The following is a 24819-nucleotide window of genomic DNA, read 5'->3' on the forward strand; positions in this document are numbered from 1 at the left end:
CAAACAGCCGATAGGTGTAGGTGCTTGTGGGGCTGGAGGCGGTGGTGGGGTTTGTTCCCGAGATCGAAGGGGCAAGCTGGGAGGAATTCCGACCCTTAGGGGTTACGCTGCTGCTGAAGCTAAGAGTATAGAAGCAAGCACTTACACGAGATATACAGTAAAGGTTAGATGCAAGTCTGACCTCTGATATTCGTTTGAGTGAGTTTTGACAAGATTGAACTGAAGAGTTTGATCCTGGCTCAGATTGAACGCTGGCGGAATGCTTTACACATGCAAGTCGAGCGGCAGCGCGGGGGCAACCCTGGCGGCGAGCGGCGAACGGGTGAGTAATGCATCGGAACGTACCCATTTGTGGGGGATAACTATCCGAAAGGATAGCTAATACCGCATAAGTCCTGAGGGAGAAAGCAGGGGATCGCAAGACCTTGCGCGAATGGAGCGGCCGATGCCGGATTAGCTAGTTGGTAGGGTAAAGGCCTACCAAGGCGACGATCCGTAGCTGGTCTGAGAGGATGATCAGCCACACTGGAACTGAGACACGGTCCAGACTCCTACGGGAGGCAGCAGTGGGGAATTTTGGACAATGGGGGCAACCCTGATCCAGCCATTCCGCGTGAGTGAAGAAGGCCTTCGGGTTGTAAAGCTCTTTCGGCAGGAACGAAACGGTTTGGGTTAATACCCTGAGCTAATGACGGTACCTGAAGAAGAAGCACCGGCTAACTACGTGCCAGCAGCCGCGGTAATACGTAGGGTGCGAGCGTTAATCGGAATTACTGGGCGTAAAGCGTGCGCAGGCGGTTCTATAAGACAGATGTGAAATCCCCGGGCTTAACCTGGGAACTGCGTTTGTGACTGTAGGACTCGAGTGTGGCAGAGGGGGGTGGAATTCCACGTGTAGCAGTGAAATGCGTAGAGATGTGGAGGAACACCGATGGCGAAGGCAGCCCCCTGGGTCAACACTGACGCTCATGCACGAAAGCGTGGGTAGCAAACAGGATTAGATACCCTGGTAGTCCACGCCCTAAACGATGCGAACTAGGTGTTGGGGAAGGAGACTTTCTTAGTACCGCAGCTAACGCGTGAAGTTCGCCGCCTGGGGAGTACGGTCGCAAGATTAAAACTCAAAGGAATTGACGGGGACCCGCACAAGCGGTGGATGATGTGGATTAATTCGATGCAACGCGAAAAACCTTACCTACCCTTGACATGCCAGGAACTTGGTAGAGATACCTTGGTGCCCGAAAGGGAGCCTGGACACAGGTGCTGCATGGCTGTCGTCAGCTCGTGTCGTGAGATGTTGGGTTAAGTCCCGCAACGAGCGCAACCCTTGTCATTAGTTGCCATCATTTAGTTGGGCACTCTAATGAGACTGCCGGTGACAAACCGGAGGAAGGTGGGGATGACGTCAAGTCCTCATGGCCCTTATGGGTAGGGCTTCACACGTCATACAATGGTCGGTACAGAGGGTTGCCAAGCCGCGAGGTGGAGCCAATCCCAGAAAGCCGATCGTAGTCCGGATCGGAGTCTGCAACTCGACTCCGTGAAGTCGGAATCGCTAGTAATCGTGGATCAGCATGCCACGGTGAATACGTTCCCGGGTCTTGTACACACCGCCCGTCACACCATGGGAGTGGGTTTCACCAGAAGTAGGTAGCCTAACCGCAAGGGGGGCGCTTACCACGGTGGGATTCATGACTGGGGTGAAGTCGTAACAAGGTAGCCGTAGGGGAACCTGCGGCTGGATCACCTCCTTTCTAGAGCACAAGGCTCTGTGAGCACCTACAACCTATCGGTTGTTTAACCCTGAACAGCGGGTCTGTAGCTCAGCTGGTTAGAGCACCGTCTTGATAAGGCGGGGGTCGTTGGTTCGAACCCAACCAGACCCACCACGCATGAGCTGACTCGAGCCGGGCACGACGCAAGGTTCGAGAATCGAGCAGACCGAGGCGCGAAGGCACGCCGCATAGCTGGGCTATGCAAGTGCTGGAGCAACGATGGGATGCGATGATTATCGAAGCTTGAGGGGGGATTAGCTCAGCTGGGAGAGCACCTGCTTTGCAAGCAGGGGGTCGTCGGTTCGATCCCGTCATCCTCCACCATCCCCTGCGAGAGAGAGTCGATATCAAAGGTTTGCTTTGATATCGGTTTTTACCGAAGGCTGTTTGGATCTTTAAAAACTAGGAAGAAGTAAAGGTGTTCGATCTGAGGAATTGGATCGGACATGGGTAGTGATTGCAAATTCTCGATTCCATCCTTTGAACCAGCGATGGAATTGAAACAAGCGCGAGTTGTGCCTGTAGCGTGACCTGGAGGGATCCAGGGCTCAACGTTATAGGGTCAAGCGACTAAGTGCATGTGGTGGATGCCTTGGCGATCACAGGCGATGAAGGACGTTGTAGCGTGCGAAAAGCTACGGGGAGCTCGCAAACAAGCTTTGATCCGTAGATGTCCGAATGGGGAAACCCACCCGCAAGGGTATCCCTGGCTGAATACATAGGCCAGAGGAGGCGAACTGAGCGAACTGAAACATCTAAGTAGCTCAAGGAAAAGAAATCAACCGAGATTCCCCAAGTAGTGGCGAGCGAACGGGGAAGAGCCTGCAAGATTTAACTGCCGCGTTAGTGGAACAGTCTGGAAAGGCTGGCCGTAGTGGGTGATAGCCCCGTACGCGAAAACCTGGCAGCGGAACTGAGCTTGCGACAAGTAGGGCGGGACACGTGAAATCCTGTCTGAAGATGGGGGGACCATCCTCCAAGGCTAAATACTCGTGATCGACCGATAGTGAACCAGTACCGTGAGGGAAAGGCGAAAAGAACCCCGGGAGGGGAGTGAAATAGATCCTGAAACCGCATGCATACAAACAGTGGGAGCCCGCAAGGGTGACTGCGTACCTTTTGTATAATGGGTCAGCGACTTACGTTCAGTAGCGAGCTTAACCGAATAGGGGAGGCGTAGGGAAACCGAGTCTGATAAGGGCGAATTAGTTGCTGGGCGTAGACCCGAAACCAGATGATCTATCCATGGCCAGGATGAAGGTGGGGTAACACCCACTGGAGGTCCGAACCCACTAACGTTGAAAAGTTAGGGGATGAGCTGTGGATAGGGGTGAAAGGCTAAACAAATCTGGAAATAGCTGGTTCTCCCCGAAAACTATTTAGGTAGTGCCTCGCATGGACACTTCCGGGGGTAGAGCACTGTAATGGTTGGAGGGGTCATTAAGATCTACTCCGCCATAGCAAACTCCGAATACCGGAAAGTGATATGCGGGAGACAGACGGTGGGTGCTAACGTCCATCGTCAAGAGGGAAACAACCCAGACCGCCAGCTAAGGTCCCCAATGATTGGCTAAGTGGAAAACGAAGTGGGAAGGCATAGACAGTCAGGAGGTTGGCTTAGAAGCAGCCATCCTTTAAAGAAAGCGTAATAGCTCACTGATCGAGTCGTCCTGCGCGGAAGATGTAACGGGGCTCAAGCCAATAACCGAAGCTGCGGATGCACAGTAATGTGCGTGGTAGGGGAGCGTTCTGTAGGTCTGTGAAGGTGTCTTGAGAAGGATGCTGGAGATATCAGAAGTGCGAATGCTGACATGAGTAGCGATAAAGGGTGTGAAAAGCACCCTCGCCGAAAGCCCAAGGTTTCCTGCGCAACGTTCATCGGCGCAGGGTGAGTCGGCCCCTAAGGCGAGGCCGAAAGGCGTAGTCGATGGGAAACGGGTCAATATTCCCGTACCGATCACAGATGCGATGGGGGGACGGAGAAGGTTAGCTCAGCCGGGTGTTGGACGTCCCGGTTTAAGCGTGTAGGCGTGCTGTCTAGGCAAATCCGGACGGCTTAGCTGAGGCGTGATGACGAGGTCTCTTTGAGATCGAAGTGAGTGATACCCTGCTTCCAGGAAAAGCCTCTAAGCTTCAGTCTGTGACGACCGTACCGCAAACCGACACAGGTGGGCAGGATGAAAATTCTAAGGCGCTTGAGAGAACCCAGGAGAAGGAACTCGGCAAATTGATACCGTAACTTCGGGAGAAGGTATGCCCCGGTAGCTTGTAGGAGAACATCCGAAGGGCGATGGGGCCGCAGAGAATCGGTGGCTGCGACTGTTTAACAAAAACACAGCACTCTGCAAAGGCGAAAGCCGACGTATAGGGTGTGACGCCTGCCCGGTGCTGGAAGGTTAAGTGATGGGGTGCAAGCTCTTGATCGAAGCCCCAGTAAACGGCGGCCGTAACTATAACGGTCCTAAGGTAGCGAAATTCCTTGTCGGGTAAGTTCCGACCTGCACGAATGGCGTAACGATGGCCACACTGTCTCCTCTTGGGACTCAGCGAAGTTGAAGTGTTTGTGAAGATGCAATCTCCCCGCGGCTAGACGGAAAGACCCCATGAACCTTTACTGTAGCTTTGCATTGGACTTTGACGGGACTTGTGTAGGATAGGTGGGAGGCTGTGAGGCGTGGTCGCTAGATCGCGCGGAGCCAACCTTGAAATACCACCCTGGTGTCGTTGAGGTTCTAACCTGGGCCCCTGAATCGGGGTCGGGGACCGTGCATGGCAGGCAGTTTGACTGGGGCGGTCTCCTCCTAAAGAGTAACGGAGGAGTACGAAGGTCTTCTAGGTACGGTCGGACATCGTACTGATAGTGCAATGGCAAAAGAAGGCTTGACTGCGAGACCCACAAGTCGAGCAGGTGCGAAAGCAGGTCATAGTGATCCGGTGGTTCTGTATGGAAGGGCCATCGCTCAACGGATAAAAGGTACTCTGGGGATAACAGGCTGATTCCGCCCAAGAGTTCATATCGACGGCGGAGTTTGGCACCTCGATGTCGGCTCATCACATCCTGGGGCTGTAGCCGGTCCCAAGGGTATGGCTGTTCGCCATTTAAAGTGGTACGTGAGCTGGGTTCAAAACGTCGTGAGACAGTTTGGTCCCTATCTGCCGTGGGCGCTGGATATTTGAGAGGGGCTGCTCCTAGTACGAGAGGACCGGAGTGGACGTATCTCTGGTGGACCGGTTGTGACGCCAGTCGCATCGCCGGGTAGCTAAATACGGAAGAGATAACCGCTGAAAGCATCTAAGCGGGAAACTCGCCTCAAGATGAGATATCCCGGGGACTCGATCCCCCTGAAGGGTCGTCGAAGACCACGACGTTGATAGGTCGGGTGTGGAAGCGCAGTAATGCGTTGAGCTAACCGATACTAATTGCCCGTGCGGCTTGACCCTATAACCTTGAGTTACATTCAACTCGGGTGCAACACGCGCCAATCACCACCCAATTTACTTCTTCCAATTACGCGGCCCGGACCACAAAACCCAGGCCGCTTCCCTTTCAGTCTGGTGCCCATAGCGAGGCGGAACCACCCCTTCCCTTCCCGAACAGGACCGTGAAACACCTCCGCGCCAATGATAGTCGGTTAACCTCCGGCGAAAGTAGGTCAGCACCAGACTCCCCACGAAGCACAACGCCCCGTCTGAATTTTCAGGCGGGGCGTTGTCATTTGTGTTCTGAGGATCGCGGCTGGGCATGCCGCGGAGCGGTTACGGCAATACGAGATTGTCGCGGTGAATCAGTTCGGTACCGTCGACATAGCCGAGCAGCGATTCGATATCCTGCGTCGGATGACCGGCGATGCGGCGAGCCTCGGAGCTAGAATAGTTGATGAGACCACGTGCTACTTCGTTTCCTTCCGGGGTGCAGCAGCGCACCGCGGAGCCCCGTTCGAAGTCTCCCTCGACGCTTCTCACGCCGATGGCAAGGAGGCTGCGACCGGCTCTCAGTGCAGTGACTGCGCCGTCGTCGAGCGTCAGTTGGCCGGCGAGTTGGAGATGATCCGCAAGCCACTGTTTGCGGGCCGTCAGCGGCGAGTCGACGGCATAGAGCAAGGTGCCGATGTTGACGCCATTGGCGGCGGAAATCAGTGAATCGCTTTCGCGTCCACTGGCGATCACGGTATGGGCGCCGCTCCGCGCTGCGCGTTGTGCTGCTCGAACCTTGGTGATCATGCCACCTTTGCTGATTCCGCTACCCGCACCGCCGGCCATGGTTTCGAAGCTTCGATCGTCGGCCCGCCCCTCGCTGATCAAGGTGGCGCTCGGATCGACGCGCGGGTCGGCGCTATACAAGCCTTTCTGGTCGGTGAGGATCACCAGTGCATCGGCCTCGATGAGATTGGCCACTAGGGCACCCAAGGTGTCGTTGTCGCCGAATTTGATCTCGTCGGTGACGACCGTATCGTTCTCGTTGATGATCGGGACGACGCCGAGCTGCAAAAGTGCCTGGAGCGTCGAGCGAGCGTTCAGGTATCGGGTACGGTCGGCGAGATCCTCATGGGTAAGGAGGACTTGCGCGGCCTGTAAACCGTGTTGCACGAATGTGGTGTCATACGCCTGCGCCAAACCCATCTGGCCAACGGCGGCGGCGGCTTGCAGGTCGTGCATCGCATGGGGGCGTGTCTGCCATCCCAGCCGTTGCATGCCGGCTGCGATGGCACCGGACGATACGAGCAGTACCTCGCGACCCTCCTTATGGAGCGTTGCAATCTGCCGCGCGCAATCACCGATGAAATCGTGAGCCAGTCCTTCACCGTTGCGGGTGACGAGGGCGCTGCCCACCTTGACGACCAAGCGCTTAGCCTGCGCTATCCGAGATCTCATGACGCCTATGTTGTTCGAGGAAATCCATCACGGCGTACGTCACCTCGCGGCAACCCTCGCCGCTGACGGCGGCGGTAATGAAGTGACGTTCCGGCTTGTAGCTGCGCAGCAGTGCCCCCACTCGCGCCTGGCGCTCCTCCTCTGGCACGAGGTCGATCTTGTTGATGACCAGCCAGCGGGGCTTGTCGTAAAGGGCTTGGTCGTACTTGCGCAGTTCCTTCAAAATCGCCTTGGCATCCTTTGTCGGATCGCAGCCTGGATCGAAGGGCGCGATATCGACGAGGTGAAGCAACAGCCCGGTCCTTTGCAGATGCTTGAGAAAGCGATGGCCAAGCCCGGCGCCTTCAGCGGCACCTTCGATCAGCCCGGGAATGTCGGCAATGACGAAACTTCGTTCGTGATCGACGCGAACCACGCCGAGGTTGGGATGAAGCGTCGTGAACGGATAGTCCGCCACCTTCGGCTTGGCGGCCGATACGGCCCGAATGAAGGTGGACTTGCCGGCATTGGGAAGGCCGAGCAGGCCGACGTCGGCCAGCACCCTGAGTTCGAGTCTCAACTCGCGGTGGTCGCCGGGTTTCCCGGGAGTGCACTGTCTGGGTGCGCGGTTGGTGCTCGACTTGAAGTGCAAATTGCCGAGGCCGCCCTGACCACCTTGGGCGATCAGGGCTCGCTTGCCATCATGATCGAGATCGGCGATGGCTTCACCGGTCGCCAGGTCGGTGACCACCGTACCGACCGGGACGCGAAGCTCCATATCGTCGCCACCCTTCCCGTAGCAATCCGAGCCGCGTCCGTTCTCGCCCTTTTGGGCGCGAAAGACCCGCGTATAGCGGAAGTCGATCAGGGTGTTGAGATTGCGGTCGGCAATAGCCCAGATGCTGCCGCCGCGTCCGCCGTCACCACCATCCGGTCCGCCGAAGGGGATGAACTTTTCGCGCCGAAACGAGGCGACGCCATTCCCGCCGTCACCGGCGATGACTTCAATCTTTGCCTCGTCGAAAAATTTCATGGCTGCAGAAAAGCAAAAGCCCTATCGGGGCGATAGGGCTTCTGTCAGGGGAAGAGTCGTTCAGGCGGCTGCGGGAACGACGCGCACCATCTTCCGCTTTTCAGCCCCCTTGATCGAGAACTCGATCGTGCCGGTGACTTTGGCGAAAAGGGTGTGATCCTTGCCCATGCCGACGTTCTCGCCGGCGTGGAAGCGGGTGCCGCGCTGACGAACGATGATGCTGCCCGCGGGAACAAGTTGCCCGCCGTAGCGTTTGACGCCCAGTCGTTTGGCTTCTGAGTCGCGGCCGTTGCGTGAGCTGCCGCCAGCTTTCTTGTGTGCCATGGTGAAGACTCCTGATTAGGCCGAGATGCTACCGATCTCAAGCTCGGTGTAGTTCTGGCGATGACCTTGATGCTTCTGGTAATGCTTGCGCCGACGCATCTTGAAAATCTTCACCTTGGGGTGCCGACCGTGCGCTATCACCCGAGCCGTGATCTTGGCGCCGGCAACTATCGGCGTACCAACCTTGACCGCCTCGCCTTCGCCGATCATCAGGATCTGATCGAGAGTGATTTCAGCGCCCACGTCTGCCGGTATCTGTTCTACTTTGATTTTTTCGCCGGCAACGACGCGATACTGTTTGCCGCCGGTTTTTATGACCGCATACATGATGGACTCCGCTAGACTTGTTTCGGAAAACCACGCATTATATCGACTCGGAGCGAACTGTCAAAGTCCAGTTTTTCTGCTCCAATGTGGCTTCGGCTCGGCCCCTGCCCTTAGTTGACGTAACCCCAGCCAGCCAATAGCATCCGCCGCTTTTCCCGAGTTCGGTCGTGACACTCCCACCCAGCTATTCCCTGATCGCCGACGACATGAAAGCCGTCGATGCGGTGATCCGTGCGCGGCTTCATTCCGATGTCGTCCTGGTGCGTCAGGTGGCCGAGTACATCATCGCTGCCGGCGGCAAGCGCCTGCGCCCCGCCTTGCTGCTATTGGCTGCGGGGGCGGTCGGTTATCGCGGGACGCATCACCATGAACTGGCGGCGGTAGTGGAATTCATCCATACGGCCACGCTGTTGCACGACGATGTGGTCGATGAATCGAATCTGCGTCGCGGGCGGGACACCGCCAATGCGCTGTTCGGCAATGCGGCGAGCGTGCTGGTCGGCGATTTCCTCTATTCGCGTGCATTCCAGATGATGGTTTCCGTCGGCAGCATGCGGATCATGGAAGTGCTCGCGGACGCCACCAACGTCATTGCCGAGGGCGAGGTCCTGCAGTTGATGAACTGCCACAATGCGGACATCGACGTGCCGAGCTATCTGCAGGTGATTCGCTACAAGACTGCGAAGCTCTTCGAGGCGGCGACTCGGCTCGGAGGCATTCTGGGGGGCGTCCCTGGCGAAGTCGAGGATGGCTTGGCGGCCTATGGCATGCATCTGGGCACCGCGTTCCAACTGATCGACGATGTCCTCGACTACTCGGGAGACGAGGCCGAGACTGGCAAACATCTGGGCGACGACTTGGCTGAAGGCAAGCCGACGCTCCCCTTGATCCATGTGATGCGCAATGGCACGCCGGAGCAGGCCGCCTCTGTCAGACATGCCATCGAGTCAGGTGGTCGCGACAGCTTTCCGCAGGTGCTTGCGGCCGTGCGGGCGAGTGGCGCACTCGATGTCGCGCGCCAACATGCCCAGTCCGAGGCGGAACGGGCGATCACCGCACTTGCATCATTGCCGCCTTCAAAATTCAAAGACAGTCTGCTAGAATTAGCGGCCTTTGCAGTTGCGCGACGGTTCTGAGCGCCGTCTTCGCGGGTGATTCAGCAATCTGCACTGGGCTTGCGTCAGGGTAAGCAACTGCGCGACAAGGCAATCGGGGTGTAGCTCAGCCTGGTAGAGTACTGCGTTCGGGACGCAGGAGTCGGAGGTTCGAATCCTCTCACCCCGACCAAATTCTTGTGGTCGCGTTTAGATCCCCCCCGGGGAACCGGCGGCGCGGTAAGCTTCGGCACTCGAAGCGCTTACCGTGGCCATGAGCAAAGTCATCCTTCTACTCCTTGTCGTCGCTGTCCTCTACGTTCTGTTGCGGGCGAGGAAGGGCCGTCGTGCCGCCGACCGGCAAAGGCCTGAGCATAGCGCCGCGCGCGAGTCGTTCGCGGAGCCCTTTGTCGTGTGCGCCCATTGCGGCATCAATTTGCCGTTGAGCGAGGCCGTAACGATTGAAGGGCGCCATTACTGCTGCGAGGAGCATCGGCAGCTTGGCTAGCTTGACGCCACCTGAGCCAACATCGGCAGCCAACGAAACCGAACTCGACACCTATTGGCGTCCCGTTCAGTATTTCGCCTTCTACCGACTGCTCGTTGCGGCGTTCTTTCTGGTCGCCAATACCTTGGGGGGGGCACCCTCAATATCGGCGAACAGAACCCGCTGCTGTTTCAGTGGGTCAGCATCGTCTATCTGGCCGCGGCGACTCTTTTCTGGATGACCGTATTGCGTTGGCGGCGAGCATTCAATATTCAGCTCTCTGCCCAAGTGGCAACCGACATCGTGGCCCTTACGCTCATGATGCATGCGAGCGGCGGCAGCCAGAGCGGCGTTTCGGTGATGATTTTTGTTGTGCTGGCTGGAGCCGGATTGGTTGGGCAGGGCCGCATGACCCTGTTCCACGCGTCGCTCGCAACGGTCGCCGTTCTCTTCGAGCAGGGTTACCGCGTCTTGAATCTCGAGGGGGAAACCAGCGCGTTCTTTCGTGTCGGCCTGACCAGCGTCGGCTTCTTTGCCACGGCTATATCTGCTCGCCTGCTGGGGCGTGGCATCATTGCCCAGGAAGCTCTGGCCAGGCAACGGGGCATCGAACTGGCGCATCAACTGCGCATCAGCGAGGCGGTCATCCGCGACATGCAGGATGGTGTGCTGGTCGTGGATGCCAATGGCAGGGTCCGCCAGCACAATCCGCAAGCGGCCATATTGCTCGATGCGGGCGATGGGAACGACCTCTACCTGGCGTCCTTGTCACCCCAGTTGGCTGAGCACTTCGTGGCCTGGCGATCACGCACCGGCCGGTCTGAGACTAATCTGCGTTCGCCGCAAAGTGGCCGTCTGGTCAGAGCCCGTTGCCGCGCCTCGGGCGCCGGCGGATCCACGCTGATCTACCTCGAGGACATGGGACGGGTGGAGGCACAGGCCCGCCAGTTGAAGCTTGCCGCGCTCGGCCGCCTGACAGCCAACATGGCGCACGAAATCCGCAATCCGCTCTCATCGATCAGCCATGCCGCCGAGCTGCTCGCCGAAGATACCCAGAACGACACCGAGCGCCGCCTGGCGCGGATCATCGGCGACAACACCCAGCGGCTCAACCGCCTGGTGGCGGAGGTGATGGAACTGGGGCGTCGCGACCGTGCCCAGCCCGAGCAATTTTCGCTGAACGGCTTTCTCGCGGCTTTTGTCGATGAATACGCGGTATCCGATCCGGAAGCCGGGCGGCGCATTGCTCTGGCCACACCGGAACAAGTGGAAATCTGCTTCGACCGCAGCCATCTGCACCGCATTCTCTGGAACCTGCTCGCCAACGCGATGCGCCATGCCTCGTCCGCCGACGGCGCGGTCTGTCTCGAGGTTTCGCCACGAGACTCGGCAAGGCCCGTGGAATTGCATATTATGGACGACGGTCCCGGCATCGCGCCCGAGCAAAGGGGGCAAGTGTTCGAACCGTTCTTTACGACTCACGGCAGTGGCACGGGGCTTGGCTTGTACATCGCCCGGGAACTATGCGAGGCAAACGGCGCCCAGTTGGATCTGCTCGATGACGGTCCTGGAGCGCACTTCAGAATTTCGTTTGGTACCGAGGCATGTCGAACCCACGCAGAAACCGCAGTGAGCTGATACGGGCCCTCGTTGTCGACGACGAGGCCGACATTCGCGAACTGCTGGACATGACCCTGGCCCGCATGGGGCTCGCGGCCGACAGCGCCGCGACCCTGGCCGAGGCCAAGCGCCTGCTTGCAGCAGGGGAATATCAGATTTGCCTGACGGACATGCGATTGCCTGATGGCGACGGCCTCGAACTGGTAAGGTATGTCGGCGAGCAGTGCCCGGAACTCCCGGTGGCCGTCATTACGGCCCATGGCAGCATGGGTAATGCGGTAGCGGCGCTGAAGGCCGGTGCTTTCGACTATCTGTCGAAGCCGGTATCCCTCGAGCAACTGCGTGTACTGGTCCGTTCAGCACTGGATCTACCGAGTGGGGTCTCACACGGTGGTGGCGGCGAAGCGCATCAACTGCTTGGCGCGTCCCCTGCGGTCGAGCAGGTGCGACACCTGATCGACCGAGTAGGACGTAGCCAAGCTCCCGTGTACATATCGGGCGAGTCTGGCAGCGGCAAAGAGCTGGCGGCGCGCCTGATTCACGAGCGCAGTTCGCGCGCGGAACGCCCGTTTGTGCCCGTGAACTGCGGCGCCATTCCGGGGAATTTGGTCGAGAGCGAGTTTTTCGGCTACCGCAAAGGGGCATTCACCGGTGCCGACAGCGACAGGTCGGGATTCTTCCAGGCCGCCGATGGCGGCACTCTCTTTCTCGACGAGGTCGCCGATCTGCCGCTGACCATGCAGGTCAAGCTGCTGCGGGCCATCCAGGAAAAGCGCGTGCGCAAGGTGGGGGCGACGACGGAGGAGGCAGTCGATGTTCGCATCATCTGCGCCACCCACCAGAACCTCAGGGCACTCGTCGAGCAGGGCGCGTTCCGGCAGGACCTGTTCTACAGGCTCAATGTCATCGAAATTCGCATGCCCGCGCTGCGCGAGTGCCGCGAGGATATTCCCCTGCTCACCGACCACGTCCTTGGGCGCCTGGCGAAGGCAGCAGGTGGCAAGCTGCCGGATATGACAGCGGCGGCGCGGCGGGCGCTCGAGGCCTATCCCTTTCCCGGCAATGTCCGGGAATTGGAGAATACCCTTGAAAGGGCGATGGCCCTGCTGGTCGACGATCGCATCGACGTCGCGGATCTCGGTCTGGCCACCGAATCGACGCTGGCTGTCGAAAGCCCGCAGCCGGGTCAGGCCTCGCTACAGGATTACCTCGATGCAATGGAACGACAGGCCATACTCGATGCGCTCGAAAAGACCCGCTTCAATCGTACTGCGGCCGCCCGCCTGCTCGGCATCACCTTTCGTTCCCTGCGATATCGAATGCAGCGTCTGGGCTTGAATGACTGAAGGATTGATCGACGCCGACGGCTGGTTCGCCGACGCTCGCCGAGTCGTCTCCCCGAATCAGGATGCGCGCCCCGACGGCGAACGCGCCCGCCTGATCGTAATTCACTCGATCAGCCTGCCGCCGGGACAGTTCGGCGGCGAGGCGATCGAACAACTCTTCACCAATCGTCTCGATCCCGACGCCGATCCGTATTTCCGCGAAGTGCATCATCTGCGCGTTTCCGCGCACTTCCTTGTGCGCCGCGAGGGCGAGTTGATTCAGTTCGTCGCGACCTCGCGGCGGGCCTGGCACGCCGGCGTCTCGTGCTGGCGCGGCCGCGAGCACTGCAACGATTTCACCATCGGCATCGAAGTCGAAGGTGCAGACGATCAGCACTTCACCGCGAGCCAATACGAGCGTCTCGCTACCCTGGTCAGGCTGCTGCACGAGCAGCATCCGATCGAAGCCATTGTCGCCCATGCCGACATTGCACCGGGCCGCAAGACCGACCCGGGACCGCAATTCGATTGGTGCCTTCTTCGCGAGTTGATGGACGACTAGATCGACGGCGGCGTGGCATCGATGCAACGCGATCGCGACAATGCATCGATCATTTGCAAAAAAATCTTGCAGCAGGAAAATGTCAACACTAGAATTAGTCGCAATTCAGGGATCACCTACTAGATCTAGTAGGTCGATGCGAAATCGAAGCGCTGACATAACTAACGAATCCGTCATGCAAAGGAACAGGAGACGTTGATGCAGATCGATGGCGAGCACAAGCTGCAGCCCTTTTCCGATCTACCGCGCGCGTCCCTTGCTTTCTCGATTTCACGGCTTACCCCGTCCCTTCTCTTCACTCCCGACTCTCCAGTTTCCTCGGCTCGTGGCGATCGCGCGCGCCGAGGGAGCCTTGTCTATGCACATTGACGAAACGCGCGGGCAGCACTGGGGCCCGGCAACTCGATCAACGTTTTTCCGCAGCGATATAGGCGGAGAAACGCAAGGAATTCAACGCTTTCAATTGCTTGAAGGCGTTGAATAATCCGTGCTAGCCCAGACGGGTTGCAGTAACTGGTGGTTCTTTCTTGTTAATTTGTGAAGGAGGTTCAACATGGCCGAAGTGAAGAAAGCCAAGAAGCCGGCTGCTAAGAAAGCTGCTCCGGCGAAGAAGCCCGCTGCTAAGAAAGCTGCTCCGGCGAAGAAGCCCGCAGCTAAGAAGCCCGCTGTGAAGAAGGCTGCTGCCAAGCCCGCTGCCAAGAAGGCTGCTCCGGCGAAGAAGCCCGCTGCCAAGAAGCCGGCAGTGAAGAAAGCGGCCGCCAAGCCCGCTGCCAAGAAGGCCGCTCCGGCGAAGAAGCCCGCTGCCAAGAAGCCGGCAGTGAAGAAAGCGGCTGCCAAGCCCGCTGCCAAGAAAGCTGCGCCGAAGAAGGTCGCCGCGAAGAAGCCTGCTGTCAAGAAGGCCGCTCCGGCGAAGAAGCCCGCCGCGAAGAAGCCTGCTGCGAAGAAGGCCGCTCCGGCGAAGAAGCCTGCTGCGAAGAAGGCTGCTCCGGCGAAGAAGCCTGCTGCCAAGAAGGCCGCTCCGGCGAAGAAGCCTGCTGCCAAGAAGGCTGCTCCGGCGAAGAAGCCTGCCGCATCGGCTCCGGCTCCGTCGACCGCCGCTGCGCCCGGCCTCAAGTCGTCGCTCAATCCCGCGGCTGCTTGGCCCTTCCCTACCGGCTCGCGCCCGTCCTGATCGAGACGCTTCGGTCATTCAGGATGGTGGCTGTCGCGTACAGTCACCATCCTTTTCTTTTTCAGGGGGCTCCGATGCTGCGCACGTTGTCCGTCCTGGTCGCGCTCGTCGTCCTGCCGGCGGTACAGGCCCAGGCCGCCAGCGAGGCCGTCGTCACGCCGGTGCAGGGCCGTTTCGAGGAGGTCCGCGACGCGGTCGTCTTCGCCATCGAAGGCAAGGGGTTGGTGATCAACTACACCGGTCACATCGGCAGCATGCTGGAGCGCACCGGCAAGGATATCGGCGCCGCCAGGCGGATCTACGACCAGGCCGAGTCGTTCGAATTCTGTAGTGCCCGCGTATCAAGGCAGATGATGGAAGCCGACCCGGCCAACATCGTGAATTGCCCCTTCGTCGTGTCCGTCTATACGCTGCCCGGCAAGCCCGGCACGGTGTTCCTCGCCTATCGCAAGCCGATGGCTGGACCCAAAGCCGTCGAAGCGTTGTTGCGCGAACTGGTCGCCGAGGCCGCAGGCAAGTAGCCCGCTACACGTCGAACAGGCTCCGCATCCGCGCCAAACCCTCGGAAAGTTTGTCCGTGCCGACGGTGTAGGCGAAGCGCATGTGGCGCTGCGGCGCGTTGGTACCGAAATCCAGTCCCGGCGTTGCCGCCACGCCGGCCTCCTCGATGAGCCGTCCCGCCAGGGCATGGCTGTCTTCGCCCAGCGTGCCGATGTCGGCGTAAATGTAGAAAGCGCCCTGCGGTTCCGCATCGACGCGAAAGCCGAGTTCCCGCAATCCCGGCAGCAGCAAGTCGCGACGAGCGCGGAATTCCGCGCGGCGCGCCTCGAGAATGATCGTCGTCTCCGGGGAAAACGCCGCCAGGGCCGCGTGCTGGGCAGGTGCTGACGGCGAGATGAAAATGTTCTGCGCCAGTTTCTCGACGTCGCGGACCATGCTCGGTGGCAGCACCAGCCAGCCGAGCCGCCAGCCGGTCATGCCGAAATATTTCGAGAAACTGTTGATGACGATGATGTCGTCGGCGATTTCCAGCGCTGTGTGCGCGTCGGTGCCATAAGTCAGCCCGTGGTAGATCTCGTCGACGATCAGCGTGCCACCGCGTTCGCTGACCGTCCGCCATAGTTCGGTCAGCCGCGGCTGATCGATCATGGTGCCCGTCGGGTTGTTGGGCGAAGCCAGCAACAAGCCCTTCGTCATCGCCGTCCAGCCAGCGCCGACTTTTTCCACCGTGGGCTGAAAGGCGGTGGTCGCATCGACGGGAATCGCGCGGGGGACACCTTCGAGCAGCCGCACGAAATGGCGGTTGCAGGGGTAGCCGGGGTCGGTTAGCAGCCATTCGTCGCCGGGGCTGACCAGGGCGCCCAGCGCCAGCAGCAATGAGCCGGAGGCACCGGCGGTGACGACGATTCGCGCCGGGTCGACCGCCACGCCGTAGCGTGTCGCATAGAAGCCGGCGATGGCTTCGCGCAGTTGCGGCAGCCCGAGCGCATGAGTGTAGAAAACCTGGCCGCCGGCGATGAAGCGCTGCGCCGCGTCGATGATCGGCTGTGGCGTCGGGAAGTCGGGTTCGCCGACCTCCATATGAATGATGCTGCGGCCCTGCGCTTCCAGCGCCTTGGCCTTGGCCATCAGTTCCATGACGTGGAAGGGCTCGATTTCGGCCATGCGGGTGGCGACGTTCATGGGGTCTCCGAAAGCAAACGGCCACCCTTGCAGATGGCCGTTCCATTCTAGCGGTGCGGCGGTATCACCGTGCCGCCAGCGCCGACTTTTTCAGTCGATCAAGGCGAGCTCGAACAACTCCCGCTTCAGCGCCAGCTGCTTAGGCAGCTTCTCGCCCATCTTGTCGAACCACTCCTTGTGCAGCGCCAGCTCCTGCTTCCAGGCATCGGCATCGAACAGGGTCAGCAGGTCGAACTCCGCCTGGGTGATGGGCAGGCCGGTCCAGTCGATGTCCTCGAAGCGCGGCATCCAGCCCAGCGCGGTTTCGCGCGCCGGCACGCGACCGTGCACGCGGTCGACGATCCACTTCAGCACGCGCATGTTCTCGCCGAAGCCCGGCCACATGAACTCGCCCTTCTCGTTCATGCGGAACCAGTTCACGCAGAAAATCTTCGGCGTGTGCTCGACGACATGGCCCATGCGCAGCCAGTGGTTGAAATAGTCGCCCATGTGGTAGCCGCAGAAGGGCAGCATGGCGAAGGGATCGCGGCGCACGACGCCCTGCTGGCCGAACGCGGCCGCGGTGGTCTCCGAGCCCAGCGTCGAAGCCATGTAGACGCCGAAGTTCCAGTTGAAGGCCTCGTAGACCAGTGGCACGGTGGTGGCGCGGCGGCCGCCGAAGATGAAAGCCGAGATCGGCACGCCGGCGGGGTCTTCCCAGGCGGGGTCGACCGACGGGCACTGGCTGGCCGGCGCGGTGAAGCGCGAGTTCGGGTGCGCCGCCTTGCGCCCGGCCTTGCCGTCGGCCGGGGTCCAGTCCTTGCCCTGCCAGTCGATGGCGTGCGCCGGCGGCTCCTTGCTCATGCCTTCCCACCAGATGTCGCCGTCGTCGGTCAGCGCGACGTTGGTGTAGATGATGTTTTCCTTGAGCGTCGCCATCGCGTTGTAATTGGTCTTCTCGGACGTGCCCGGCGCCACGCCGAAGAAGCCGGCCTCGGGATTGATGGCGTAGAACTTGCCGTCGGGGCCGGGCTTGATCCAGGCGATGTCGTCGCCGACGGTATAGATCTTCCAGCCGTTGAAGGACTCGGGCGGGATCAGCATGGCGAAGTTGGTCTTGCCGCAGGCCGAGGGAAAGGCCGCGGCGACGTAGGTCTTCTCGCCCTGCGGCGATTCGACGCCGAGGATCAGCATGTGCTCGGCCAGCCAGCCCTCGTCGCGCGCCATGGTCGAGGCGATGCGCAGCGCCAGGCACTTCTTGCCGAGCAGCGCGTTGCCGCCGTAGCCGGAGCCGTAGGACCAGATTTCGCGCGTCTCGGGGAAATGCACGATGTACTTGGTGGTCGGGTTGCACGGCCACTTCACATCCTTCTCGCCGGCCGCCAGCGGCGCGCCCACCGTGTGCAGGCAGGGCACGAAGAAACCGTCGCTGCCCAGCACGTCATGGACCGCCTTGCCCATGCGCGTCATGGTGCGCATGTTGACCACGACATAGGGCGAGTCGGAAATCTCGACGCCGATCTGGGCGATGGGAGAACCGAGCGGTCCCATGCTGAAGGGAATGACGTAGAGCGTGCGGCCGCGCATCGAGCCCTTGAACAGTCCCCTGAGCGTCTCCTTCATCCTGGCCGGATCTTCCCAGTTGTTGGTGGGGCCGGCATCTTCCTGTTTCGCCGAGCAGATGTAGGTTCGGTCCTCGACGCGGGCGACATCCGACGGATCGGAACAGGCCAGGTAGGAGTTCGGGCGCTTCGCCTGATTGAGCTTGACGAAGGTGCCGGCGGCGACCATCTCGGCGCAGAGCCGGTCGTATTCCTCCTGCGAACCGTCGCACCAGACGATGCGGTCGGGCTCGGTGAGTGCCGCGACTTCTGCCACCCAAGCCTTGAGCCCTTCGTGCCTGGCGTAATCCGGTGCATTGATGCCTTGCTGACTCATTGAATTCTCTCCACTCGAAATTGGGTGCGTGGCCGGCGAAAATGGCGATGCGTAAATAAAATTAAGTTTTGCCATCCACAAAAAAATTATGCCACACTCGACCTGACCGCGGCCTGACCGTTTGCATCCGACCCGCCGCTATACAATCGTCACGCAACTTCTCGGAGGTACCTCCATGGACGACCGCACCCGCGCCCTTGCGCTCGAATACCATCGCCTGCCCAGGCCGGGCAAGATATCCGTCACGCCGACCAAGGCGCTGACAAACCAGACCGACCTTTCCCTGGCTTACTCGCCAGGCGTCGCCGCCGCCTGCGACGAGATCGTGCGCGACCCCGCCACCGCCGCGCTCTACACCTCGCGCGGCAACCTGGTCGCGGTCATTTCCAACGGCACCGCGGTGCTGGGCCTCGGCGACATCGGGCCGCTGGCCGGCAAGCCGGTGATGGAAGGCAAGGGGGTGCTGTTCAAGAAGTTCGCCGGCATCGACGTCTTCGACATCGAGATCAACGAACACGACCCGGACAAGCTGGTCGAGATCATCGCCTCGCTGGAACCGACCTTCGGCGGCATCAACCTCGAGGACATCAAGGCGCCCGAGTGCTTCTACGTCGAGGGCAAACTGCGCGAGCGGATGAAGATCCCCGTCTTCCACGACGACCAACACGGCACCGCCATCATCACCGCGGCGGCGGTGCTGAACGGCCTGCGCGTGGTCGGCAAGAGCATCGAGAACGTCAAGCTGGTCTGCTCCGGCGCCGGCGCGGCGGCCATCGCCTGCCTCGACCTGCTGGTCAGCGTCGGCCTCGATCGCAAGAATGTTACTGCCTGCGACTCCAAGGGTGTGATCCACACCGGCCGCGACAAGCTCGATCCGTCCAAGGCGCGCTACGCCCAGGCGACAGAGGCCCGCACGCTGGGCGAGGCGATGCCCGGTGCCGACGTCTTCCTCGGCCTCTCGGCCAAGGGCGTGTTGAAGCCCGAGATGGTCAAGACCATGGCCAAGGATCCGCTGATCCTGGCCATGGCCAATCCCGACCCCGAGATCCTGCCCGAGGATGCCAAGGCGGTGCGGCCCGACTGCATCATCGGCACCGGCCGTTCGGACTACCCGAACCAGGTCAACAACGTGCTCTGCTTCCCCTTCATGTTCCGCGGCGCGCTCGACGTCGGCGCCACCACCATCAACGAGGCGATGAAAATCGCCGCGGTGAAGGCGATCGCCGAGCTTGCGCATGCCGAACAGTCCGAGGTGGTCACCGCCGCCTACGGCACCGAGGAACTGGCCTTCGGCCCCGAGTACCTGATCCCCAAGCCCTTCGACCCGCGGCTGATCCTCAAGGTGTCGCCGGCGGTGGCGCAGGCGGCGATGGACTCGGGCGTGGCGACGCGCCCCATCGCCGACATGGACGCCTATCGCCAGCAGCTCAACGAATTCGTCTATCACTCGGGCTTCGCCATGAAGCCGGTGTTCGCCGCCGCCAAGAACAAGCCGGCGCGCATCGTCTTCTGCGAGGGCGAGGACGAGCGCATGCTGCGCGCGGTGCAGACGGTGGTGGACGAGGGGCTGGCCCGGCCCATCCTGATCGGCCGCCCCGACGTGGTCGAAAGGCAGATCGCCCGCCAAGGCTTGCGCGTTCGTGCCGGCGAGCACTTCGAACTGGTCAACCCGGACTCCGATCCGCGCTACAAGGACCTGTGGCAGGACTACTACAACCTGATGTGCCGCAAGGGCATCGGCGTCGAGTACGCAAAGCGTGAGATGCGTCGCCGCACCACGCTGATCGGCGCCATGCTGCTGCGCCACAACTACGCCGACGGCATGCTCTGCGGCACCTTCGGCACTCACTCGCTGCACCTGCGCTATATCGCCGACGTCATCGGCCGCAAGCCCGGCATCGAGCATTTCTACGCCATGAACATGCTGATCCTGCCCAAGCGCACGGTATTCATCGGTGACACCTACGTCAATTACGACCCGAGCGCCGCGCAACTGGCCGAGATGACCATGCTGGCGGCGGAGGAAGTGCGACGGTTTGGCATGACGCCGAAGGTGGCGCTGGTCTCGCACTCGAGCTTCGGTACCCACGAAACGCCGACCGCGAAGAAAATGCGCGAGGCTCTGGTCATCCTGCAGGAAAAGGCGCCCGGCATCGAGGTCGACGGCGAGATGCACGGCGATGCCGCGCTCGACCCCGACATCCGCCGCCAGGTCTTCCCCAACGCCAAGCTCTCCGGCCAGGCCAACCTGCTGGTGATGCCGACGCTCGACGCCGCCAACATCTCCTTCAACCTGCTCAAGACCGCCGCGGGGGATGGTTTGACGGTCGGCCCGCTATTGCTCGGCGCGGCGCGGCCGGTTCATATCCTGACTCCGACCGCGACCGTGCGGCGCATCGTCAACATGACGGCGCTGCTTTCGGTCGAGGCGCAACAGGTACGTTGATGATCAGACACCGCCCCAGGACGGCACTGATTCTCGGCGGGGGAGGAGCGCGCGCCGCCTACGAGGTCGGCGTGCTCAAGGCCGTGCGCGAGTTGCTGCCGGATCCTGCGCACAATCCCTTCCCCATCTATTGCGGTGCCTCCGCAGGTTCCATCAACGCGGCGGTGATGGCGGTCCGTGCCGGCGACTTCGGTGCCGGCGTCAATTACCTGGCCGAACTCTGGTGGAATATCCATGCCGGCGATGTCTTCCGCGCCGACCACCTGAGCATGATGACGGCGGGTGCGCGCTGGCTGTTCCGCCGCAGTTCGCGCTCGCTCTTCGACAATGCGCCGCTGCGTCGCCTGCTCGGACAGGCCGTGAACTTCGACCAGTTGGAGCCGGCCGTTGCCGCCCACGCCCTGCTGGCACTGGTGGTTACCTGCTCGGGCTACGCCTCGGGGCAGAGCGTCAGCTTCTTTCAGGGGCGCGCCGATCTCGAACCCTGGAACCTCGGCCAGCGCGTCGGTGCCCATGTCCTGCTCGGCGTCGAACACCTGATGGCGTCGAGCGCCATGCCCTTCATCTTCCCCGCCGTCAGGATGAACCGCGAATTCTTCGGTGACGGCGCCTTGCGCCAGCCGACGCCGCTGTCGCCGGCCATTCATCTCGGCGCGGACCGGATCCTGGTCATCGGCGAGGGACGGATGTCGGACGAAGGGGACGAGCGCGAGCCCGGGGATGCCTACCCATCGCCAGCACGGATTGCCGGGCAGACGCTGTCGGGGATGTACGTCGATGCGCTGACGGCGGACCTCGAGCACGCGGAACACGTCAATCGCGTTCTGCAGTTGATCCCGGCCGAAAGCCGCGGCAGCGTCGATGCGGCGCTGCGACCGCTGCAGGTGTTGTCGCTGGCGCCCTCGATCCGCCTTGACCACCTTGCGGCGGAACATGTCGGCGCGCTGCCCCGATCGGTTCGGGCCCTGCTTTCGGGCATCGGGGCGAACCGCCGCGACGGCGGCGCGCTGGCGAGCTATCTCTTGTTCGAGCCACCCTACACCCAAGCCCTGATGGAGTTGGGTTATCGCGACACCCTGGCACGAGCCGACGAAGTTCGGCTTTTCCTCGACATCACCTGAAATTTGTGCGGCAACTCGTTTATTCTTAACGAATAGTGCCGCTATTCGTGCTTGCAATGCCGTGATGGAGTGTTACACTCCGGCCGTTGTCGAGGACAGTCCTATATGAGGGAACTCATGAGAAGAGCGATCATCGCGCTGTTCGCGGTCGCCGGCCTGGCTACGCTGGCCGCCGCGCCGGTTGCAGCTGAAGCCGCAAGCAAGAAGAAGACCGTTGCGGCGAAAAAGCATGTGACCATCAAGGCCAAGCCTGCGGCCAGGTCGCATGCCACCCGCAATCACAAGGCCATCGCCTCGCTCGAGGATGCCAAGAACCTGTCCGTGCAATCGGCCTCCGCGCTGGTGCTCGACCAGGCCACCGGCGCCGTGCTGTACGAAAAGAACGCCCAGGCCGTGCTGCCCATCGCCTCCATCACCAAGCTGATGACTGCCATGGTGGCGCTCGATGCCAAGCCCGACCTCAATGAAATCCTTACCGTCAGCGATGACGACGTCGATGTGCTCAAGGGCACGCGCTCGCGCCTCAAGGTCGGTACGCAGCTCTCGCGCGAGGAAATGCTCAGGCTGGCCCTGATGTCTTCGGAAAATCGCGCGGCCTCGGCGCTGTCGCGCCATTATCCCGGCGGCCGCGATGCCTTCGTCGCCGCCATGAACCAGAAGGCACAGGCCCTGGGCATGGGCGAGTCGCGCTTCGAGGACCCGACCGGACTCACTGCCGCCAACGTATCCAGCGCGCGCGACCTGGTGAAAATGGTGGACGCCGCCCATCGCTATCCCCTCATCCGCGAGTTCTCGACCACGCCGGGCGACCAAATGGTCGTGGCCGGACGCACGCAGCAGTTCAACAACACCAACAGCCTGGTGAAGAGCCCGGCTTGGGAGATCGGCCTGTCGAAGACCGGTTACATCAACGAGGCCGGCAAGTGCCTGGTGATGCAGGCCTGGCTCAACAACAAGCCGACCATCATCGTGTTGCTCGACTCCTGGGGCAAGATGACCCGCATCGGCGACGCCAACCGCATCAAGCGCTGGATCGAGAGCGCCGCGCTGCCGACGCGCCCGATCTCCGGCTAGCGTCCCGCGGCGTAGCCGAGGCCGGCGGATATTGCATCCGCGGCCGCGCGAATCAGCGGGACCCAGGCCGGGTCGTAACGCTCGGCCGGCGCCGACACCGAAAGCCCTGCCACCAGTTCGCCGCTGTCGTCGCGAATCGGGGCGGCGACGCAGCGCAGCCCCATCTCGATTTCCTCGTTGTCGTAAGCGACGCTCTCGCGGCGCACGCGGGCGAGCTCCTGTTCCAGCGCCGGCAGCGTGATCAGCGAGGTTGCGGTGAAGCCGGGCAGGCCCGTGCGATGGGCATAGTCCTTCACTTCGCTCGGAGTCCCCTGTGCCAGATAGAGCTTGCCGACGGCGGTGACATGCAGCGGCGCCTGGGCGCCGACGAGATGGACGACGCGTACCGAGGAACGGCCGCTCGAGGTGCGCTCGACGTAGACGATCTCGTCGCCCTGGCGCACCCCCAAATTCACGCTCTCGCCGATCTTCGCATGCAGTTCGCGCATTAGCGGCAGCGCCGTTTCGCGCACGCCGAGGCGTTCCTTCACCAGGTTGCCCAGTTCGAGCAGGCGCATTCCGAGGCGATAGCTGCCGGGGTCGCCGCGTTCGACGAAACCGCTGGCCGCCATGGCCGAGAGTATGCGGTGGGCCGTCGAGGGATGCAGGCCGCTGTCGAGCGCCAGTTGCTTGAGGCTGACCGGATCGGGATGGTGCGACAATACGTCGAGCAGCGTCATCATGCGCTCGATGACCTGGATCGGACCTTTGACGGCGGCGGGTGCGGGAGGGCTGTAAGAGCGCGGCAAGATGACGGTTTCACAATGCGGAATCCACGCTACTATAGCGTGAAATCAAAGGCGCAATGCCGGTTTGGAGGGTAGCGGTGTGCGTGTAGCCTTGTTCGTGACCTGTCTCGTGGACCTGATGCGGCCGCGCATCGGTTTTGCCGCGATTCGTCTGCTCGAAGCGGCCGGCTGCGAGGTCGCCGTGCCGGAAAGTCAGACCTGCTGCGGCCAGCCGGGCTTCAACTCGGGCGATCGTGCCGCCGCTATGATGCTGGCGAAAAAGGTGATCGCGGAGTTCGAGGCCTATGAGTACGTCGTCGCTCCATCCGGTTCATGCGCCGACCAGATCCGCAACGAGTATCCCGGCCTGTTCGTCGCCGACCCTGAATGGCATGGCCGCGCCGTGGCGCTGGCCAGCCGCGTGTTTGAACTCACCGACTTTCTGGTGAATGTGGCGAAGAGCGACGCGCTGCCGTCGGACTTCTCCGGGACCATCACCTATCATGACTCCTGCACCGGCCTGCGCAGCCTCGGCATAAAAAGCCAGCCGCGGGCGCTGCTGGCGAAGCTTCGCGGCGTCACGCTCAAGGAAATGGATGGCGCCGAGGAGTGCTGCGGCTTCGGCGGCACCTTCTCGGTCAAGTTCGGCGCGGTCTCGGCGGCGATCGCCGAGCGCAAGTGCGACTGCATCCGCACCAGCGGTGCCGACGCCATCGTCGGCGGCGATCTTGGCTGCCTGCTCAACATCGAGGGCAAGCTGCGGCGTATGGGCGACGAGACCCCGGTGCTGCATGTGGCCGAGGTACTCGCCGGCGAAGGCGGCAAGCAGCAATGAATCTGATTCGCCTCGTCTACATCAGTTCGGCGACGCCGCCCATGAGCGACGAAGCCCTCGCCGCGCTGGTCGAGCAGGCCAGGACTTTCAACGTCGAGCACGGCCTGACCGGCATGCTAATTTACGCCGAGGGCAACTTTCTACAGGTGCTGGAGGGCGACGCGCGCGAAGTGGACGATCTGTTCGAACGGATTTGTCGCGACCCGAGTCATGCCCACCTGCTTTGCCTCGAACGCGCGCCGATCACGCGTCGCGAATTCTCCGACTGGAGCATGGGCTTCCGCAACCTGTCGGGCGTGGAGTGCGAAGACCTGCCGGACTGGCTGACCGGCATTCCCGGCAAAGGCCTGCCCCCCGCGCGCGAGGGCATGGCCCTGCTGCAGCACTACGGCCAGGGAGAGGGTTGA

At 61.4% G+C, this 24819-nt stretch carries 19 protein-coding genes, 3 tRNA genes and 3 rRNA genes; 18 read left to right on the forward strand and 7 right to left on the reverse strand.

The genetic code is table 11. The features are described from left to right. Nucleotides 1–216 precede the first annotated feature (216 nt). The 5 genes from EJE94_RS06345 (at nucleotide 217) to rrf (ending at nucleotide 5440) form a co-directional block, all read left to right on the forward strand. Nucleotides 217–1754, forward strand: a 16S ribosomal RNA gene (locus EJE94_RS06345). A gap of 58 nt (nucleotides 1755–1812) precedes the next feature. Further along, nucleotides 1813–1889, forward strand: a tRNA-Ile gene (locus EJE94_RS06350). A gap of 134 nt (nucleotides 1890–2023) precedes the next feature. Then, nucleotides 2024–2099 (forward strand) — tRNA-Ala (locus tag EJE94_RS06355). Nucleotides 2100–2335: 236 nt separating this feature from the next. After that, a 23S ribosomal RNA gene (locus EJE94_RS06360) occupies nucleotides 2336–5216 on the forward strand. A gap of 110 nt (nucleotides 5217–5326) precedes the next feature. Then, nucleotides 5327–5440 (forward strand): 5S ribosomal RNA (gene rrf / locus EJE94_RS06365). The 16S, 23S and 5S rRNA genes sit together here with 2 tRNA genes alongside, the layout of an rRNA operon. A gap of 91 nt (nucleotides 5441–5531) precedes the next feature. Here the strand turns inward: rrf and proB are convergent. The 4 genes from proB to rplU are packed head-to-tail and all read right to left on the reverse strand — an operon-like array spanning nucleotide 5532 to nucleotide 8310. Further along, nucleotides 5532–6647 (reverse strand): glutamate 5-kinase, encoded by a 1116-nt coding sequence (gene proB, locus EJE94_RS06370; RefSeq protein ID WP_121242784.1) that lies wholly within the window; start codon nucleotides 6645–6647, stop codon nucleotides 5532–5534. After that, complete coding sequence (gene cgtA / locus EJE94_RS06375) at nucleotides 6622–7659, reverse strand: Obg family GTPase CgtA (protein ID WP_121242782.1); 1038 nt, start codon at nucleotides 7657–7659, stop codon at nucleotides 6622–6624. Before cgtA ends, proB begins: the two co-directional genes overlap by 26 nt. 60 nt (nucleotides 7660–7719) lie before the next feature. After that, nucleotides 7720–7983, reverse strand: a complete 264-nt coding sequence (gene rpmA, locus EJE94_RS06380; protein ID WP_121242780.1) for a 50S ribosomal protein L27 — start codon at nucleotides 7981–7983, stop codon at nucleotides 7720–7722. A 15-nt stretch (nucleotides 7984–7998) separates the two neighbouring features. Then, a complete protein-coding gene (gene rplU / locus EJE94_RS06385; RefSeq protein ID WP_121242778.1) occupies nucleotides 7999–8310 on the reverse strand; it encodes a 50S ribosomal protein L21 in 312 nt (103 codons plus the stop codon). 167 nt (nucleotides 8311–8477) lie between these two features. Between rplU and ispB the strand changes: the two genes are divergently transcribed. The 8 genes from ispB (at nucleotide 8478) to EJE94_RS06425 (ending at nucleotide 15090) form a co-directional block, all read left to right on the forward strand. Continuing rightward, nucleotides 8478–9446, forward strand: a complete 969-nt coding sequence (gene ispB / locus EJE94_RS06390) for an octaprenyl diphosphate synthase (RefSeq protein WP_121242776.1) — start codon at nucleotides 8478–8480, stop codon at nucleotides 9444–9446. 74 nt (nucleotides 9447–9520) lie between these two features. Then, nucleotides 9521–9597: transfer RNA gene (locus EJE94_RS06395), tRNA-Pro, on the forward strand. Between the two features lie 81 nt (nucleotides 9598–9678). Beyond that, entirely contained in the window at nucleotides 9679–9912 is a 234-nt protein-coding gene (locus EJE94_RS06400) for a PP0621 family protein (RefSeq protein WP_121242774.1), read from the forward strand. Between the two features lie 54 nt (nucleotides 9913–9966). Continuing rightward, nucleotides 9967–11529 (forward strand): sensor histidine kinase, encoded by a 1563-nt coding sequence (locus EJE94_RS06405; RefSeq protein ID WP_124962407.1) that lies wholly within the window; start codon nucleotides 9967–9969, stop codon nucleotides 11527–11529. Continuing rightward, nucleotides 11496–12857: a sigma-54-dependent transcriptional regulator gene (locus tag EJE94_RS06410; RefSeq protein WP_121242770.1), complete on the forward strand. Its 1362-nt coding sequence runs from the start codon at nucleotides 11496–11498 to the stop codon at nucleotides 12855–12857. The genes EJE94_RS06405 and EJE94_RS06410 overlap by 34 nt, the downstream gene beginning before the upstream one ends. Continuing rightward, nucleotides 12850–13398 carry a 1,6-anhydro-N-acetylmuramyl-L-alanine amidase AmpD gene (gene ampD, locus EJE94_RS06415; protein WP_121242768.1) on the forward strand — a complete coding sequence of 183 codons (549 nt, stop codon included), beginning with the start codon at nucleotides 12850–12852 and terminating at the stop codon, nucleotides 13396–13398. The genes EJE94_RS06410 and ampD overlap by 8 nt, the downstream gene beginning before the upstream one ends. Before the next feature lie 553 nt (nucleotides 13399–13951). Next, complete coding sequence (locus EJE94_RS06420; RefSeq protein WP_121242766.1) at nucleotides 13952–14569, forward strand: histone H1-like repetitive region-containing protein; 618 nt, start codon at nucleotides 13952–13954, stop codon at nucleotides 14567–14569. Between the two features lie 74 nt (nucleotides 14570–14643). After that, on the forward strand, nucleotides 14644–15090 hold the full coding sequence (locus EJE94_RS06425; protein ID WP_121242764.1) for a DUF302 domain-containing protein: 447 nt from the start codon (nucleotides 14644–14646) through the stop codon (nucleotides 15088–15090). A 4-nt stretch (nucleotides 15091–15094) separates the two neighbouring features. Here EJE94_RS06425 and EJE94_RS06430 read toward each other — a convergent pair whose 3' ends face one another. Then, complete coding sequence (locus tag EJE94_RS06430; RefSeq protein ID WP_121242762.1) at nucleotides 15095–16252, reverse strand: pyridoxal phosphate-dependent aminotransferase; 1158 nt, start codon at nucleotides 16250–16252, stop codon at nucleotides 15095–15097. Between the two features lie 90 nt (nucleotides 16253–16342). Next, entirely contained in the window at nucleotides 16343–18169 is a 1827-nt protein-coding gene (locus EJE94_RS06435) for a phosphoenolpyruvate carboxykinase (GTP) (protein WP_121242760.1), read from the reverse strand. 175 nt (nucleotides 18170–18344) lie between these two features. Here EJE94_RS06435 and EJE94_RS06440 point away from each other — a divergent pair, with 175 nt between their 5' ends. From EJE94_RS06440 to pbpG, 3 genes are all read left to right on the forward strand, one after another. Then, the gene (locus tag EJE94_RS06440) at nucleotides 18345–20615 is read left to right on the forward strand and encodes an NADP-dependent malic enzyme (protein ID WP_121242758.1); all 2271 of its coding nucleotides are present in this window, start codon (nucleotides 18345–18347) and stop codon (nucleotides 20613–20615) included. After that, on the forward strand, nucleotides 20615–21736 hold the full coding sequence (locus EJE94_RS06445; RefSeq protein ID WP_121242756.1) for a patatin-like phospholipase family protein: 1122 nt from the start codon (nucleotides 20615–20617) through the stop codon (nucleotides 21734–21736). Before EJE94_RS06440 ends, EJE94_RS06445 begins: the two co-directional genes overlap by 1 nt. Before the next feature lie 117 nt (nucleotides 21737–21853). Then, nucleotides 21854–22810 (forward strand): D-alanyl-D-alanine endopeptidase, encoded by a 957-nt coding sequence (gene pbpG, locus EJE94_RS06450; protein WP_243642541.1) that lies wholly within the window; start codon nucleotides 21854–21856, stop codon nucleotides 22808–22810. Here pbpG and EJE94_RS06455 read toward each other — a convergent pair. Continuing rightward, on the reverse strand, nucleotides 22807–23598 hold the full coding sequence (locus tag EJE94_RS06455) for an IclR family transcriptional regulator (protein WP_243642542.1): 792 nt from the start codon (nucleotides 23596–23598) through the stop codon (nucleotides 22807–22809). The two genes, pbpG and EJE94_RS06455, sit on opposite strands and share 4 nt — an antisense overlap. Before the next feature lie 97 nt (nucleotides 23599–23695). On the opposite strand from EJE94_RS06455, the gene EJE94_RS06460 reads away from it, so the two are divergent. Both EJE94_RS06460 and EJE94_RS06465 read left to right on the forward strand, forming a co-directional pair. After that, a complete protein-coding gene (locus tag EJE94_RS06460; protein WP_243642562.1) occupies nucleotides 23696–24412 on the forward strand; it encodes a (Fe-S)-binding protein in 717 nt (238 codons plus the stop codon). Next, a complete protein-coding gene (locus EJE94_RS06465) occupies nucleotides 24409–24819 on the forward strand; it encodes a BLUF domain-containing protein (protein ID WP_121242750.1) in 411 nt (136 codons plus the stop codon). The genes EJE94_RS06460 and EJE94_RS06465 overlap by 4 nt, the downstream gene beginning before the upstream one ends.

It is taken from the genome of Sulfurisoma sediminicola (assembly GCF_003865015.1).
GTDB classification, from domain to species: domain Bacteria; phylum Pseudomonadota; class Gammaproteobacteria; order Burkholderiales; family Rhodocyclaceae; genus Sulfurisoma; species Sulfurisoma sediminicola.

Coding starts and splice junctions, on each gene's coding strand:
- proB (WP_121242784.1), bottom strand. CDS start 6,647: ATGAGATCTCGGATAGCGCAGGCTAAGCGCTTGGTCGTCAAGGTGGGC.
- cgtA (WP_121242782.1), bottom strand. CDS start 7,659: ATGAAATTTTTCGACGAGGCAAAGATTGAAGTCATCGCCGGTGACGGC.
- rpmA (WP_121242780.1), bottom strand. CDS start 7,983: ATGGCACACAAGAAAGCTGGCGGCAGCTCACGCAACGGCCGCGACTCA.
- rplU (WP_121242778.1), bottom strand. CDS start 8,310: ATGTATGCGGTCATAAAAACCGGCGGCAAACAGTATCGCGTCGTTGCC.
- EJE94_RS06400 (WP_121242774.1), top strand. CDS start 9,679: ATGAGCAAAGTCATCCTTCTACTCCTTGTCGTCGCTGTCCTCTACGTT.
- EJE94_RS06410 (WP_121242770.1), top strand. CDS start 11,496: ATGTCGAACCCACGCAGAAACCGCAGTGAGCTGATACGGGCCCTCGTT.
- ampD (WP_121242768.1), top strand. CDS start 12,850: ATGACTGAAGGATTGATCGACGCCGACGGCTGGTTCGCCGACGCTCGC.
- EJE94_RS06420 (WP_121242766.1), top strand. CDS start 13,952: ATGGCCGAAGTGAAGAAAGCCAAGAAGCCGGCTGCTAAGAAAGCTGCT.
- EJE94_RS06425 (WP_121242764.1), top strand. CDS start 14,644: ATGCTGCGCACGTTGTCCGTCCTGGTCGCGCTCGTCGTCCTGCCGGCG.
- EJE94_RS06430 (WP_121242762.1), bottom strand. CDS start 16,252: ATGAACGTCGCCACCCGCATGGCCGAAATCGAGCCCTTCCACGTCATG.
- EJE94_RS06435 (WP_121242760.1), bottom strand. CDS start 18,169: ATGAGTCAGCAAGGCATCAATGCACCGGATTACGCCAGGCACGAAGGG.
- EJE94_RS06440 (WP_121242758.1), top strand. CDS start 18,345: ATGGACGACCGCACCCGCGCCCTTGCGCTCGAATACCATCGCCTGCCC.
- EJE94_RS06445 (WP_121242756.1), top strand. CDS start 20,615: ATGATCAGACACCGCCCCAGGACGGCACTGATTCTCGGCGGGGGAGGA.
- pbpG (WP_243642541.1), top strand. CDS start 21,854: ATGAGAAGAGCGATCATCGCGCTGTTCGCGGTCGCCGGCCTGGCTACG.
- EJE94_RS06465 (WP_121242750.1), top strand. CDS start 24,409: ATGAATCTGATTCGCCTCGTCTACATCAGTTCGGCGACGCCGCCCATG.